At 58.1% G+C, this 15,368-nt stretch carries 12 protein-coding genes; 4 read left to right on the top strand and 8 right to left on the bottom strand.

Annotation, left to right across the window (positions count from 1 at the left end; genetic code table 11):
- Nucleotides 1–3 precede the first annotated feature (3 nt).
- From AC0V2S_RS17225 to AC0V2S_RS17210, 4 genes are all read left to right on the top strand, one after another.
- Nucleotides 4–174 (top strand): hypothetical protein, encoded by a 171-nt coding sequence (locus tag AC0V2S_RS17225; protein ID WP_475510795.1) that lies wholly within the window; start codon nucleotides 4–6, stop codon nucleotides 172–174.
- A gap of 110 nt (nucleotides 175–284) precedes the next feature.
- A complete protein-coding gene (locus AC0V2S_RS17220) occupies nucleotides 285–758 on the top strand; it encodes a MarR family winged helix-turn-helix transcriptional regulator (protein ID WP_475510794.1) in 474 nt (157 codons plus the stop codon).
- Nucleotides 745–1,917: an HlyD family secretion protein gene (locus AC0V2S_RS17215; RefSeq protein WP_475510793.1), complete on the top strand. Its 1,173-nt coding sequence runs from the start codon at nucleotides 745–747 to the stop codon at nucleotides 1,915–1,917. The genes AC0V2S_RS17220 and AC0V2S_RS17215 overlap by 14 nt, the downstream gene beginning before the upstream one ends.
- Nucleotides 1,910–3,451, top strand: a complete 1,542-nt coding sequence (locus AC0V2S_RS17210; RefSeq protein ID WP_475510792.1) for a DHA2 family efflux MFS transporter permease subunit — start codon at nucleotides 1,910–1,912, stop codon at nucleotides 3,449–3,451. The genes AC0V2S_RS17215 and AC0V2S_RS17210 overlap by 8 nt, the downstream gene beginning before the upstream one ends.
- Nucleotides 3,452–3,588: 137 nt before the next feature.
- Here the strand turns inward: AC0V2S_RS17210 and AC0V2S_RS17205 are convergent, their stop codons facing one another.
- The 8 genes from AC0V2S_RS17205 to AC0V2S_RS17170 form a co-directional block, all read right to left on the bottom strand.
- Nucleotides 3,589–4,722, bottom strand: a complete 1,134-nt coding sequence (locus tag AC0V2S_RS17205) for a sterol desaturase family protein (RefSeq protein WP_475510791.1) — start codon at nucleotides 4,720–4,722, stop codon at nucleotides 3,589–3,591.
- Between the two features lie 158 nt (nucleotides 4,723–4,880).
- The gene (locus AC0V2S_RS17200; protein WP_475510790.1) at nucleotides 4,881–5,129 is read right to left on the bottom strand and encodes a DUF3077 domain-containing protein; all 249 of its coding nucleotides are present in this window, start codon (nucleotides 5,127–5,129) and stop codon (nucleotides 4,881–4,883) included.
- A gap of 395 nt (nucleotides 5,130–5,524) precedes the next feature.
- Nucleotides 5,525–6,823: a S41 family peptidase gene (locus AC0V2S_RS17195; protein ID WP_475510789.1), complete on the bottom strand. Its 1,299-nt coding sequence runs from the start codon at nucleotides 6,821–6,823 to the stop codon at nucleotides 5,525–5,527.
- The gene (locus AC0V2S_RS17190) at nucleotides 6,744–7,187 is read right to left on the bottom strand and encodes a hypothetical protein (protein ID WP_475510788.1); all 444 of its coding nucleotides are present in this window, start codon (nucleotides 7,185–7,187) and stop codon (nucleotides 6,744–6,746) included. Before AC0V2S_RS17190 ends, AC0V2S_RS17195 begins: the two co-directional genes overlap by 80 nt.
- Before the next feature lie 399 nt (nucleotides 7,188–7,586).
- The gene (locus AC0V2S_RS17185) at nucleotides 7,587–8,387 is read right to left on the bottom strand and encodes a hypothetical protein (protein WP_475510787.1); all 801 of its coding nucleotides are present in this window, start codon (nucleotides 8,385–8,387) and stop codon (nucleotides 7,587–7,589) included.
- Nucleotides 8,388–8,519: 132 nt separating this feature from the next.
- Nucleotides 8,520–8,954: a hypothetical protein gene (locus AC0V2S_RS17180; RefSeq protein WP_475510786.1), complete on the bottom strand. Its 435-nt coding sequence runs from the start codon at nucleotides 8,952–8,954 to the stop codon at nucleotides 8,520–8,522.
- Nucleotides 8,955–8,973: 19 nt separating this feature from the next.
- Nucleotides 8,974–9,942 carry a hypothetical protein gene (locus AC0V2S_RS17175; RefSeq protein ID WP_475510785.1) on the bottom strand — a complete coding sequence of 323 codons (969 nt, stop codon included), beginning with the start codon at nucleotides 9,940–9,942 and terminating at the stop codon, nucleotides 8,974–8,976.
- A gap of 259 nt (nucleotides 9,943–10,201) precedes the next feature.
- A complete protein-coding gene (locus tag AC0V2S_RS17170) occupies nucleotides 10,202–15,043 on the bottom strand; it encodes an NAD-glutamate dehydrogenase (RefSeq protein ID WP_475510784.1) in 4,842 nt (1,613 codons plus the stop codon).
- Nucleotides 15,044–15,368 lie beyond the last annotated feature (325 nt).

Below are 15,368 nucleotides of genomic sequence, written 5' to 3'. Positions count from 1 at the left end.
GTGATGAACTGTCAACACGCGTCTGAACACGATAGCCAAAATCATCTGGAAAACACCGACCCGCAGCCCATGGAAACCATGGATTACCTGCGCCTGGCCAGTTTTATCCAATACCTGCGCAATGGCACCGCAGAGCCCCACAACGCAGAGAATTCGGGCGTTGTAGAAGCCTGAGCCGCTCTGCTACGGGCATAAGCGGGCTGAAAACGCGCGCAAAATATCAATAGCCAGCATTCCACAAGCCTGATTATCATAAGCATGCTTATGTATTCTCAGGTGAGTGTATGGCTGTCCAGACTATTGGTTTTGCGTTGCATGACGTCGCGCGGTTAATGCGCAAACGCTTCGAACAGCGTGCCCGGCAATTGGACCTAACACGCTCGCAGTGGCAGGTGCTGGCCAAGCTGGCGCACAACGAAGGTATTCATCAGAAAGGCCTGGCCGACCTATTGGAGATTGAGTCGATCACCCTGGTCCGCCTGCTGGACAAAATGGCCGAGCGCGGCCTGATCGAACGGCGCCCCCACCCCACCGACCGCCGTATGACTTTGCTCTACCTTACCGAAGCGGCCCACCCACTGCTCGAGACAATGCGCGCATTGGGCGAGCGCACGCGTCAGGAAACCATGGCCGACTTCACCTCGGACGAACACCAACTGCTTCAGCAGTTTCTCGACCGCATGCGCAGCAACCTGCTGGAAGCCTGCGGTAACCCGGTTGATGAAGACGACGAGGAGCTTGCCCATGGCCACCTCTGAAATGCGCCCCGTAAAGCTCGACTCCCAGCACATTGACCGCCCCCAGCAGCCACCGGCCGAGCCCACCACCAGCGCCCAGCCGGCAGAAACCGTGGACCCCAAACGCCAACGCCTGCGCACCGGCCTGTTCCTGCTGCTGCCCGTTGCGCTCGTCGCCTGCGCCTGCCTGTATATGTTCGGCGGCCAGGTGGTAAGCACCGACAACGCCTATATCCAGGCCGACCGCGTGGGCGTTTCCACCGATGTGGCAGGCATTGTCGAAGCCGTTGAAGTCACCGATAACCAGCTCGTCAGCAAAGGCCAGGTACTGTTTCGTCTGCGCCCCGAGCCGTTCCAGATCGCGCTCAACAACGCCAAGGCGCAGCTGGGCGAAGTGCGTAATCAGTTGATGAACCTCAAGGCCAGCTACGAGCAAGCCCAAGCCGAGATCACCCAGGCCCAGGCCGACGCGCCGTATTACCAGAAGAACCTGGCCCGCTTGGAAAAGCTGGTAAGCGTGTCCGCCGTGTCGCAAACCCAGTACGACGACGCCCTGCATAACCTGCAAACCACCCAACAGAAAGTCGCCGTCGCCCGCGCCCAGGCGCAAGCCACCCTGGCGCAATTGGGCGGCAGCCTGGATCTGCCGCTTGAACAACAACCCACCTACCAACAAGCCCAGGCCCGCGTCGATGAAGCCCAGCGCAACCTGAGCAACTCCGTGGTGGTAGCGCCGTTTGCCGGCGTGGTCACCAACGTCGATTCACTATCTGCCGGCGCCTACCTGCAACCGCCGCAGTCCGGCTTTAGCCTGGTATCCAGCGAACATATGTGGGTAGCCGCCTCGCCCAAGGAAACCGAACTCACCCATATGCAAGCCGGCCAACCGGTCACCATCAGCGTCGACGCCTACCCCGGTGTCACCTGGCACGGCACGGTCGACAGCATCAGCCCGGCCTCTGGCTCGAGCTTTTCCCTGCTGCCCGCGCAAAACACCACCGGCAACTGGGTGAAAGTTGTACAGCGCATCCCCGTGCGCATCCGCATCGACGACATGCCCGGCAAGCCGCCGCTGCGCCACGGCATGAGCGTGGAAGCCGACGTCGATACCGGCCAGGCCCGCGGTTTGCCTGACTTTCTGACCGGCCTGTTCGCCGCCAAAGCCCAGGCCCATGAGTGACACCAATGCCGTAATGGCGCCCTCCACCGAGCGCCTGATGATCACCGCCTGCGTGGTATTGGCCGTGATCATGCAGGCGCTGGACACCACCATCGCCAACGTCGCGCTGCCCTATATGCAAGGCAGCGTGTCGGCCAGCTCCGACCAGATCAACTGGGTGCTCACTTCCTACATCGTCGCCGCCGCCATCATGACCCCGCCGTCGGCCTTTCTGGCCCGCCGCTTCGGCCGTAAGACCGTGCTGCTGTGGGCCATTGCCGGGTTTGTGGCAGCGTCGGTGCTGTGCGGCATTGCCCACTCGCTTGGCGAAATCATCACCTTTCGCCTGCTGCAAGGTCTGGCGGGCGCCGCATTGGTGCCGTTGTCGCAAGGCATTCTGCTGGATATCTACCCGCTCGAAGAGCGCGGTTCGGCCATGGCGCTGTTTGGTGTGTCCGTCATGGTCGGCCCGGTGCTGGGGCCCATGCTCGGCGGCTGGCTGACCGAAAACTTCAGCTGGCGCTGGGTGTTCTTTATCAACTTGCCGATTGGCCTGCTGGCCTTTGTCGGCATCGTTCGCTACGTGCAGGAAACCACGGCACAAAAGGACGCACGCCTCGACTGGTTAGGCTTTGGCGCACTGAGCGTGGCGATTATGGCGCTGCAATTGTTCCTCGATCGCGGCGAACAACTGGGTTGGTTTTCATCGGTGGAAATCCTGATCGAAGCCGTGGTGGCCGCCTCGGCCGTCTACATCTTTCTGGTCCACACCTTCACCTCGAAAACACCCTTTATCAGCCCCAAGCTGTTCCACGACCGTAACTTCGCCTTGAGCGTGGTGTTTATCTTCATCATCGGCATCACCTACCTGGCTTCGCTCGCGCTGATGACCCCGTACCTGCAAAACCTGATGGGCTACCCAGTGCTAAAAGCCGGCATGGCCATGGGGCCGCGCGGCCTTGGCACCATGCTGACCATGTATGTGGCCGGCAACCTGATCGGCAAAGTCGACACCCGCTTGTTGCTGTTTTGGGGGCTTGCGCTGTCGTCTGGCTCAATGTGGCTGATGACCGGCTGGACGCCCGACGTGTCGATGCAAACCATCATCTGGGTCGGCTTTATCCAGGGCGCCAGTTTGGGCCTGCTGTTTGTGCCGCTATCGACCGTGGCCTTCGCCACCCTGCCCGCCCATTTGCGCGCCGACGGTACGGGCCTTTACAGCTTGTCGCGCAACGTGGGGTCCAGCGTCGGCATCTCTATCGTCACCGTGCTGCTCTCGCAGAACATGCAGGTGAACCACGCCGAGATCGGCGCCCATGTCACGCCGTTCAATCGCCTGTTCAGCGCCTGGCCCATCAGCAGCTTTCTCGACCCAATGACCGCCAGCGGCCGCGCGATGCTGGATGGGTTGATCAGCAAGCAGGCGGCGTGGGTGGCCTATATCGACGACTTCAAACTGCTGATGGTGCTGTCGCTGCTGGTGATGCCGCTGTTGGTGTTTATCAAGCCGAACGCAGCGCCGGCGGCCAGTGACCACGGCCCCGTGTTGGAGTAATCCGCTGTTGCTTTTGTAGGGTGTGCTACGCGCACCATGGCGTATTCCCAGGGATCGCTTGGTGCGCATAGCACACCCTACAAAGGCCAGATCAAGCGCAACAAAAAGCCCCGCACTTGGCGGGGCTTCTACTTTCACTAAACCGGCTCTTTCTTCTTCAACGGATACACCAACTGCTTGAGCATCCCGTTAGGCAATTCCTTGCCAAACACCCCATAACGCTTGGGCCACTCGTTCGGCGGCAGCTTGAACGTGCCGAACAGCATGTCCACCAGCGGCGTGTGAATCGCGTAATTCTTGTAGATGTAATCAATGTGCCGCGCGTGGTGCCAATGGTGATAACGAGGCAACACCAGAATGTAATTCAGCCAGCCGCCATTGATCTTCACATTCGCATGCGCCAACACCGCCTGCACGCCGATCAGAATTACATAGGCATTCATCGCCTCGGTCGAAAAGCCCAGCAACATCAGCGGCACCAACACCCCGGTGCGCGTCAGCAACACCTCGGCAAAATGCACCCGCGAACCCGCCAGCCAGTCCATGGAGGTGCTGGAGTGATGCACCGCGTGGAACTTCCACATCCACGGCACCACGTGATACAGACGATGCAGCCAGTATTGGCCCAGGTCCGCGACAAACACCGCCATCACAAACTGCACCGCAATTGGCAGGCCGCGAACGAACCCCTGCACCGTATCCGACACCGCCCAACCGGCCAGAAAGCTCGACGAGGCCGTGACAAAAATCAGGATAAATTGCACCGCCATATGGCTGACAAAGAAGTAGCACAGGTCCGTGCGCCAATGCGGCCGCAGAATCTTCAGCTCCGGGTCTTTGGCGTACAGCTTTTCCAGCGGAATAAACACGATGGCCGACACCAGCAACGCCAGAATGAACCAGTCCAACCCCAGCGAATACGGCGAATGCCCCACCGTGTCGAACTGAATATTGGTGCCACCCAGCAATAGCGCCGCCCCCGAACTCACCATGCCGGTGATGCCCAGGCGCTTACGGTTGTTTAAAAGAATATTCAGCGTGCCCAAGGCAAAGGAAACGGCCAGCCCGATCAGCAGCGCCGTGCGGGCAAACTGCTCGCTGTATACCTTGCGAAACTCGGCAAAGGTCAGCCATTCAGGAAAGAGAAAACACAACACCGCCAGCAAACTGAGCAACCCGGTGGCGGCCGAGATATAGCCACTGATACGGCCCTCGCCGATGCGAAATGCATCCGAGCCATGGCGGTCGAAATAGGCTTTGATTTTTTGCATGCACGGTTCTCCTTGTGCGCGGTGTGAATATCAGATGCCAGGTGCAGCAAATTCATCACAGCATCCGCTGTGACAACCCCCACAACTCCGCCCTACAGAAACCAAGCCTATAAAAAAGGGGGCTACGCCCCCTTCTCCGCACGCCCGGCAAACACCCTTTAGGCAGCCGCGCCCTGGCACGCTCTAGTCAGCGCTTTAGCCATTTCACTCAAGGTCTGCAGAATGGCCCGCTCGTGATCTTTATTCATCAGCGAGTCAGCGGCAGCCAGGGTTTCGACGTACATCATCAAGTCGGCCGCTCGTGCGAGCGCCTCTTCGACAGGTGCGCCGGCATTGACCAGGAACAGCGGTTCGCTGCCCGCGAGGTCGAAGGGTTGGAACGTGGTTATTTTGGATTTTGCTTTCATGGTGAATCCTTCCGAAAAGTGAGAGGACCGCCACGACTCGTCGCCAAACGATAGGGTGGCAGCTGTACACGGGTTGGCGAACCGGTTCGGAAGCACACCGGCATACCCGAAGGTATCCCGCGCACAGCCGCCATAGCTGTGCAGCGGACGCAAAAAAAGCGCCTGCTTCACAGAGATGGGCGCTTATGCGCATTCCGAACTTTGGGTCGCCAAACCCAATCGCTAATGTGTAGCGACGGCGGGACTATAGGATGGGCTCGGCGGAGATGGCAACGGCTTTTTTGGGCTAAAAACGTCTGCGGGAAATGTCACACGTAGGGTGTGCTGTGTGCACACCAGCTTTTTCTTTCCGGAGATTCGTCCACCTATTGTCGGAACACGAGACGAGTTTGTTCCTAACGAACCACCAGCCTTGCCGCCATCGCCAACACTGCGTCATGACCCACCAGCAAATCTGCGACGTCCAGCGCCACCTCTATATCCGGTTCAATCCCCACTCCCTCAAGTGCGCGCCCATCGCTCAAATACTCACGCCTCGCACCGACGGCAAAAATCATGTCGGTACCAATCGAAGTGAAATACGGTTGCCCGCTACTGCCAAACGTACTCTCCCCCACTAGCGTGGTTCTCGGGCGTTGTTTGAGTGCCAGAATCAGGTTCTCGCAGGCGGAGGCGCAGCCTCGATCAATCAGCACGATCAACTGGCGGGTAAATACGGGGTTGGATTTCTTCAGTACTGGTTGTTTGAAACGTAGCGCCACACGCGTTTTCTCGAACAGTTCAAGGCTCGGCGGATCGTCTCTGATCGTGGCGGTAGATAACTCAGCCTCCCGCCCGCTTTGGTGTTCTCGCTCGCCGATTTTCGGCCAAAGCCACTCGGCCATCAGGGCGCCAATAAGCCGTACCGGTGTGCTGCCGCCACCATTGCCACGCAAATCAAGAATGAGCGAAGAACGCGCGGCATTGGTCGCGAAAAAGTCGATGGCTGCGCGTTCAAAGTCTGGATGGGAGAACGATTTGATCGGGTGGTAGATGGGTGCGAGTTCGTCGGGTGGTCTATTCAATACCGGTTCGGCCAGGGCTTCGGAGCGGTCGATGGAAACCGTCACGCCCGTCCCTAGCGTAAGGGAGAACACCTGCGGCCAAAGCGCAGCTGAACTGGTGAGTTTGGCTGCGCGCGCGCGTTCGCTACTGGCCGATATCAGGGGCGCCAGCTCCAGATAAAACTCGTCGATGGCCTGACCGTCGATTTGCTGCACAGTGCTGCCCACTGGGAGTTGCTGCCGCTGGGAACGCACCACCAACCACGCGTTATCAACCCGGTACAGCGCAAACCCGAGCGGTTGGCCAAAGCACCTTTGCATCCAGCTATCAAAGAAAAAGGTGTGGGCGTTTTTCAGGCTGGCGGCCAGCCGCAGCAACGATTTTGCGTAGTCGGCTCTGCTGTTGCTGGCAACCGACTCCTCCAGGTGTGCGTTGAAATTCACCTCAAACTCAGCGCGCGACCCCCCTTCCCAGTGGGCAAAGTACTTATCTACCGCCGCATACACCCGCGCAGAATAGTGCAGGCGTTGAGCGAGCGATAACGTGCTGGTGTCTCCAAGCGAACTCACGTCAATCCTTCTCGCTTGTGGCGCCAGTAGACGAGCCTGCCTGCCCACCAAACGGCTCAGTCGTTGCTGAGCGTTGAGCACCCAGCAACATCTCAACTCCAAACGGCTCCTCACCCAGCGGCTTTTCCTTGGCAGGCGTGGCGGCGACGTTGGCCAGGCGGTTATCGGCCACCGACTTGGCGCGGGCTTTACGCTGCGACTTGGACGGTATCTGCTCGAAACATTGCAGCCGGGCAGCTTCGTTCTTGATGTCCTTGCAGGTGGCCTGCATGGCCAGGCGTACGCATTTGGGCGAATCGCTGAGCCCTGAGCCACCCATACATGGCACCGCGAACACGGCAGCCGAAGCAGTGCCCCAGTTGCTGGATTCATCGGCCTGAGTAGTCGCCGAAAGCGGCGCCAATAGAAGGATAAAAGCGAGGTTACGAAACTGCGGTTTGACCATGGACGTTCTCCTGAACTGACGACACTTAGTCCCTTATGAAGGCAATCGCATACACCGTCGTTTGATACACGAAGCGCATGACATTTCAAAGGACAGATGCGGCCGAGGGTCCTGGTCAGGTGTCAAGATTGCAGAATCGGCTTGAGCCTTGACGGTCTTTACTCGGTTTCCCGATAGAAGCCCATAAGACCTAAAAGGGGGAGGATTTATTAATTCGTCCTGGTTTAGGTTTTCCCCTCGCAGTTAATTCTCAGCGCTGTTATCGCTCTCTAAACAAGCGTTCAGCGAATCCGGTTTTTAAAATACTCTACGCAATAAAATTAGAGCCGCTTGATAAATCCGCCCTCCTTTTGTCTTTACATCATCTAGATAAGGCATTCCACATCTTCACCATGTGCGTTATTTAGCTTCCAAAGTACCAATGTACTCTCGTATTCTTTTATCGAACTCAATCCAACTGCCATCAACTAGATGACTGCCATAAATCAAATACCTTACTTTCAACCCCGGAGCCACTCTGCTTACAACTTTACAAGAAAAACTTTTTTCACCCTCGCCAGAGATTGGAGGTGCCGCACAGGATGCGTAAGCATAAGAGTAATTTGTCGAAACATATATCCTCCTTCTTTCACCGCACTCATTAAGTCGAGCAATGGTCGCGCCATCTTTGCCAGCGCAATTTACATCATCGTACAAATAGGTATTTTTTACGTCGCTGGGAATAATTCTATAACTTCTATTCCCCACTTGCCAAAAATCAACCTCCCGCCTCACAAACTCATCAGACGACTCTTCTTCATCTGCTGCTGAAACAGTTAACTGCCCTGAAGAAATGTAACTAATTTCACTCCCAGCCAAAGGCCTTAGATCTCTAAAACTAATGACTGGCCTAATCTCTTGTTTTGTCACATAGACGGACAAGACGACATCAAATTCGTACCGCCTTAGATTACCAATCCCTTGCATTTCGGGCGGAATTCTCAGGGTGAATTTCGTGCCGTTTGGATCCGGCACATAACAGGGACCGGTTCCTTTGACCTCTACGCTGCAAGGCACCTTCTTCCCTTTTGATGTAATACCGACCAATCTTTCTTTATCGTGCTCAAAAAAACCAAAGAATTGAAAACCGATGGACAGGCTCAACAAAACGAAAATAACCACAACCAACCTAACTAGACCAGCTCTAACCGACCTAATCATTACTCGCTCCTCATTACTTCAGATACTTACCGCAATCTCTGGAGATAAAAAAGCGGACAGATTTATTAATCTGCTCTAATTTTGGCCGCCCCTTCCCGTCTCTTCTTTCTCGCTAGTCAGGCGCCATTTAAGCTAATAATCTGAAATCTTCTCCAAAACCCCTCCGATTCCACCTTGCACTCCGCAGAAGTTTCTACAGTCACCTTCACCCTTGCTCACTTCCACCACATTGCCTTTGAAGCTGAATAAAATTACGCATTGAGCACTTTTTTTAGAACTCACAAGATAACCTTCGAAGTTACCTTTCCACCGTTGGTGTTCCGGGTCGTTGCGGAACACATAAGTCTTTTCTTGTGGGGTGGTGGGCGTTGTTTCAGTTGCATAGCCAGGCACTTCACAGCGAGAAAGCGGCGATTCGGACACATACTTAAAAACAAGGTGATCCCCCTCATCCATGGCTAACAAGGTCTGATATCCATTGGCGCTAGACGCCCGCCATACACCATCTGCTTTCGCCATGCTGATTAACGCCGAACTAGCAACGATCACCAAAATACAAGTTCGCATTTCTCCGGTCTCCCCGGTTTTAGTTGGCGTCCGCACCAAGCCGCGCGACCCCAGCCAAACGCCCACGTCGAATGCTTCCAAGCCGCCTGGAGCGTTTCATATTGCGATATAGCCTTGGCAGCTCCGGCATTGGCGCCGTGCCCAATCGAAATGCCCAATAAGCGACGCCTGTGGTCACCATCAATATCCGTCGCTCTTTGCGTTCCTGTAGCTCTAGAAGTTCTTTGATAAAGCTGAAGAAACTCGCCTGACTTAGGTAGTCGTCGTTGGCTTTTTCAATAAGTCGCTCGGCAACTGATCGCGCGCTGCCTATCAGCGATGCCAGCGGGATTACCACGACGGCAAAGGGAAAGACCAAGTGTTTGGTTATCAGCCAGGAAATTTCGCCGATGTCGCTGAAAAGTGTCGGCAGTTGCGCATAAAAGGTTTGCTTATCCAGCAAGGTTACGACGATGGCCGCCACCACCGCGAGAAGCCCGCCCAGGTATGAGGCAAAGTTGCTCGCAGCGGGAATACCGAAAAAGGCTCGCGCTTTTTTAACAACCGGGTCACCGGACTTGGCGTCGATTGACTGGTGCCATTCCCACTTGTCGATTAGCGATCGGGCCAGCACTTCGAAGTCTCGTTGCTCGCCAAACAGCTCGATGATGGTGGCGACTCGCTCCTTCTCAGTAGCCATTAACGCACGCCGAAGTTTGGGTTCTGCAGCGCCCGGGTTTGAGCGCAAGTAGCGGCGTTTATTGGCCTCTACGATCAATTGAACGAAGCCACATATCAGCGCCAACTCGACAGACAGAACGACCCAAGGAATGTGGGAGTAAGCGGTTGAACCGTAGACCACACTGGCTATCACGGACAGCGCGATAGCCGCCGTCAGAACAGTGGCGAGCGTAAAAGTCAGACAAAAGATACGTGAGTTGAACACGTAGGAAGGGATCGGGCGGAATTGCCGCCGGTAGGTTTTGACCTTGTGCGAGATCGACCGCATTTACACATCCTTGTCGTAGCAGTTGCGCGCTACTAGAGCACATGGCCACGGGCATTGCGATAGTTGGTTGGGCGGGGCTGGCATTTTCGTTTACAGGAATCGAGGCTGAAGCGCTCTCCCACAAGAGCGCGCAATACATGTGGGAGAGACCGGTCCGGCGCTCCGGTTAGCCTCGATAGCCTTTACTCAGTGTCCCGATAGCACCCATAAAAAAAGCCCCGCACTAAGCGGGGCTTCCTTTTGCTGCGTTACACAGCCCTCACCCGCGCTGCGACAAGTCCATCAACTCCCGATTCGCCACTGCATACATGGCGTAATCCGTCCCCGTGGCTGCACGCAGTTCGCCGAGCATGGCCTTCCAGCGATCAACCATCGGCCGATGCTGTTCGATCCACACCTGGGTGCGTTCTTCCATATCCGCCGGGGCGTCGGCCATTTGTAGTACCGACACGGTGATGGCCCGCTGTTGCCAGTCGAGGTCGTCGCGAAAGGCTTCGCGGGCCAGCGCTTGCCAGTTGTTTTCTACCGGCAGGCTGGTGATCTGTTGCAGGTACCACGACAGTTCCAGCGTGCCACCCACGGCGAAGTACGCGGCCGCCACCTGGGCCGGGTCCTGGCCGGTGATGTCGGCGGCTTCGATGATCGGCAGCAGGGTGTAGAGGTGGCTGGTGCCGGCCACTACGCGCGCCAGTTCTTCGGGTACGCCTTGTTCCACGTAGTTCTGGAATTTGGCCAGCCATTGTTCACGCGCCGGGCCTTCGAGCAGGCCGTCGAGCTGTTTGGCTAACGCTTCCAGGCGTGGGGCGAAGTGGCCGACGTCGCGGGCGGCGTCCAGTTCGTTGCGGCGGCTGCGCAGGAACCAGCGCGTGGCGCGCCGGCCGAGGCGCATCAGTTCGTCCATCAGCTGCAGCTGCAGGTCGGCGGGCACTTTGTAGTCGAGTGCTTCGATCTGCGCCCACCAGTACGGCAGACGGAAGACGTCCCGCACGATCACATAGGCGCCGGCCACGTTGGCGGCGCTCATGCCGGTGGATTCCTTCAGGCGCTGCACGAAGGTGATGCCCATGTGGTTGACCAGGTCGTTGGCGATCTGGTTGCTGACGATCTCGCGTTTGAGGCGGTGGCGGCGCATGGCTTCACCGAACTTCTTCGCCAGCAGCGGCGGGAAGGCGATTTCCATTTCGCGCGCCAGGTAGTCGTCGTCCGGCACCAGGGAGGTGAGCAGCGATTCCTTGAGGTCGATTTTGCTGTAGCTGATCAGCACCGACAGCTCCGGCCGGGTCAGGCCATGGCCGTTGGAGACGCGCTCGGCCAGTTGCTCGTCGGTGGGCAAGAACTCCATGGGGCGGTCGAGTTTGCCGGCGGCTTCCAGGGCGGTAATCAGGCGTTTGTATTCGCCCATGCTGCCGCGTGCGCGGCGTTGGGCCAGGGACAATGCCTGGGTTTGCTTGTAGTTGTTGGCCAACACCAGGCTGCCCACGGCGTCGGTCATTTCGGCCAGCAGTTTGTTGCGCTGTTTGCCGGTCATGTCGCCGGCGGCGACGATTTCGTTGAGCAGAATCTTGATGTTCACTTCGTGGTCGGAGCAGTCCACACCACCGGCGTTGTCGATAAAATCGGTGTTGCTCGCGCCGCCATTCAGGCCGTATTCAACGCGGCCCAGTTGGGTCATGCCGAGGTTGCCGCCCTCGCCCACCACCTTGGCGCGCAGTTCGCGGCCGTCGACGCGCAGGGCGTCGTTGGCTTTGTCGCCGACGTCTACGTGGCTTTCGGTGCTGGCTTTTACGTAGGTGCCGATGCCGCCGTTCCACAGCAAATCCACCGGTGCTTTAAGCAAGGCGTTGAGCAGTTCGGTGGGTGGCAGCTTGTCGGCGGTTATGTCGAAGCGTTCTTTCATTTCCGGGCTGATGGCGATGCTTTTGGCGCTGCGCAAAAACAGACCGCCGCCTTTGGAAATCAGCGAAGCGTCGTAGTCGGCCCAGCTGGAGCGCGGCAGGTCGAACAGGCGTTTGCGTTCTACAAAGCTCGAGGCTGCATCCGGGTTCGGGTCGATAAAGATATGCAGGTGGTTGAAGGCGGCGACCATTTGCAGTTTGTCCGACAGCAGCAGGCCGTTGCCGAATACGTCGCCGGCCATGTCGCCGATCCCGATCACGGTGGTCAGGTCTTTCTGCACATCGATGCCGCGTTCGCGGAAGTGGCGTTGCACCGAAACCCAGCCGCCTTTCGCGGTAATGCCCATGCCTTTGTGGTCGTAGCCGGCCGAGCCGCCGGAGGCGAACGCGTCGCCGAGCCAGAAGCCGTATTCGCCGGCAATGCCGTTGGCAATGTCGGAGAAGGTGGCGGTGCCTTTGTCCGCGGCCACCACCAGGTACGGGTCGTCTTCGTCGTGGCGTACGACGTTTTGCGGCGGTACTACGTCGCCTTCTTTCAGGTTGTCGGTAATGTCCAACAGGCCGGAAATAAAGATGCGGTAGCAGGCGATGCCTTCGGCCAGCACTTCATCGCGGCTGCCGCCAATCGGCATGCGGCGTGGTACGAAACCGCCCTTGGCGCCCACCGGCACGATCACCGCGTTTTTCACTTGCTGGGCTTTCACCAGGCCGAGCACTTCGGTGCGGTAGTCCTCTTCACGGTCGGACCAGCGCAAGCCGCCGCGCGCTACTTTGCCGCCGCGCAGGTGCACGCCTTCCACCCGTGGCGAGTACACGAAGATTTCGAACAACGGCACCGGTTTCGGCAGGTCGGCGATGGTGCGCGAGTTGAATTTGAAGCTGAAGTAAGGCTTGGCTTTACCGTCGGCATCGGCCTGGTAGAAGTTGGTGCGCAGGGTGGCTTTGATCAGGTCCAGGTAGCGCCGCAGGATGCGGTCTTCGTTCAGCACCGCTACGTCGTCCAGGGCGGTGAGAATCGCCTGTTCTAGACGCAGCTGTTTGTCGGCCAGATCGTCAGCCGTCAGCTTGCGCGCCAGGTAGAAACGGGTTTTGAACAGACGCACCAGTTCCTTGGCGATGTCGACGTGGTTGAGCAAGGCGCTGGCGATATAGCTGAGGTCGAAGCCCAGGCGAATCTGTTTCAGGTAGCGGGCGTAGGCACGCAGCAAGGCCACGTCGCGCCACGGCATAGCGGCGGTGAGGACCAGGCGGTTGAAGGCGTCGTTTTCGGCGGCGCCACCGACGATCTGCACGAAGGCGTCTTGCAGCGTGTCGTTGAGTTGCTGGATATCCAGGTCCAGGCCTTCGGCGTAGGTGAAGGCGAAGTCGTGAATCCAGAATTCGCGGCCGTTCTGGTGGTGCAGGCGGTACGGGAATTCACCCAGCACGCGCAGGCCGAGGTTTTCCAGAATCGGCAGCACGTCCGAAAGCGCCAGCGGCGTGTCGGCGTGGTAGAGCTTGCAGTGCAGTTCCTGGCCACCGGCGCTTAGCGGCTGGTAGAAGCTCATCACCAGCGGACGTTCGTCCGACAGGCTCAGCAGGTGCTGCATATCCACCACAGCGGAGTGCGGTGCAAAGCGCTCGCGGTAGCCGGCGGGGAAGCTTTTCGGGAAGTCGGCAAGCACGCGGGTGCCTTTGGCTTCGCCGAGGCTTTCCACCACAAGGCCGGCGTAATCGTCTTTCCACGAGCGGCAGGCTTGAATGACTTCGCGCTCGATCTGCGCCTGGTCGATGTTCAGCTTGGTTTTCGGGTCGATGCGCAGAATGAATTGCACGCGGGCCAGTACGGACTCGGAGAAGTAGGTCCAGAACTCGCAGTCGGTGGCTTGCAGGCGGTCGACCAGCACTTGCTGAATGCGGATGCGGCTTTCGGTGGAGTACACGTCGCGCGGCACATAGGCCAGCGCGTACACAAAACGGCCGTACGGATCGGCGCGCAGGAACAGGCGGATTTTGTTGCGTTCCTGAATCTGCACGATGGCCAGCGAGGTGTTGTACAGCTCGTCGACCGGGGTTTGGAACAGGTCATCGCGCGGCAGCACTTCCAGCACTTTCACCAGCTCTTTGCCCAGGTGACCCTGCGCGGTAAAGCCTGAACGCTGCTCGACCTCGGCAACCTTGCGGCGGATATACGGAATGCTGCGCACGCTTTCGCTGTAGGCGATGGAGGTGTAAATGCCCATAAAGCGGCATTCCTTCACGACCTTGCCCTTGGCATCCAACTCACGGATGGAGACAAAATCCGGGTACGCCGGGCGGTGCACGCGGCTGGGTTGCGCGGCCTTGGCGAACGACAGCAGCACCGGCTCGCGCAGGTATTTTACGGCGTACTCTTCGATATGCAGGTCCGCGGCGGTGAGGCCGGTGCGCAGGCGCTTGGACAGCCCCAACAGGCTGCTCTCGTCGTAGGTGATATGGCCGCCTTCGGCCTCATCCGCCACGGTGAATTCTTCGTAACCCAAAAACGTGAAGTGGTGTTCCATCAGCCAGGCGAGGAACACTTTGATTTCCGCCAGCTCAGCGGCGTCAACCTTGAGCTTGGCTTTGCCCAACCAGGTGAGCAGTTCGGTGACCTTGTTACGCATCGGCTGGAAGTCGGCGACGGTGATGCGCACTTCTTCCAATACTTCGAGCAGCGCATTTTCGAGCGTGCGCATATCGGTGGCGTTGGCGCTGCGGTCGATCTCCAGAAAGATCAGCGACTCTTGCTGCACGTCTTTGCCGGTGGCGCCTTTGGCCAACACTTCCAGCAGCTCGCCTTTCTTGTTGCGACGGGTGCTGAGCACGCTGTTTTGCAGGGTATGGATGCTGTAACCGCGGCGGTTCAGTTCCATGCGTACCGAGTCGACCAGAAACGGCACGTCGGGGTGCAGCACTTCCACGGCGGTGTGGGTGGACTGCCAACCATGTTTTTCGTAATCGGGGTTGAAGACCCGCACCTGCGGCTTGGCGCTGTCGAAGCGCTCCAGCAGGCGCCAGGCTGACAAGGTGCAGCCGACGAGGTCAGAGAGGCGACGCTGGGTCAGTTCCTCGAGGGCGATGATGCCGAAAAATTGCTCGGCGAACAGGGCAACTTGTGCCAATGCCTGTTCGCTAACGTGCTGCGCCAGTGCCGCTTGCAGTTGCTGCTGAAAGTCGGCTTTGCTGGCCGCCGTAAAGAACGCCATGGTTATGCTCCGCGGGGTTTGTTATTCATGGAAGAGCTCGCTGAATTCATACCTGACCGAACGCGCCGTGTGCCGGTGCCGACAATTACATGGGCAGGGCACCTTGCTATTCGGGTTGCACAACAGTCTAGGCCATTGTTGAAACCCGCCAGTGCACGCGGCGACCATCAAGTCACGCGTAGCTTAACGATAGGCTGTGACCGAGGGATTGCGATGGGGCGACATATTCGGTCAACAGATGCGGTGCTCTATTCCGGCGCTTGTACACCAGTCGGTACAAAACCACCGTCGTCCCAGCGCAGGCTGGGACCCAGTGGTCCGGCAT

The organism is Pseudomonas sp. CC11G, from assembly GCF_056174845.1.
Note: the sequence above shows the minus strand (reverse complement) of the source record. Positions and strands in the feature narration are given on the sequence as shown.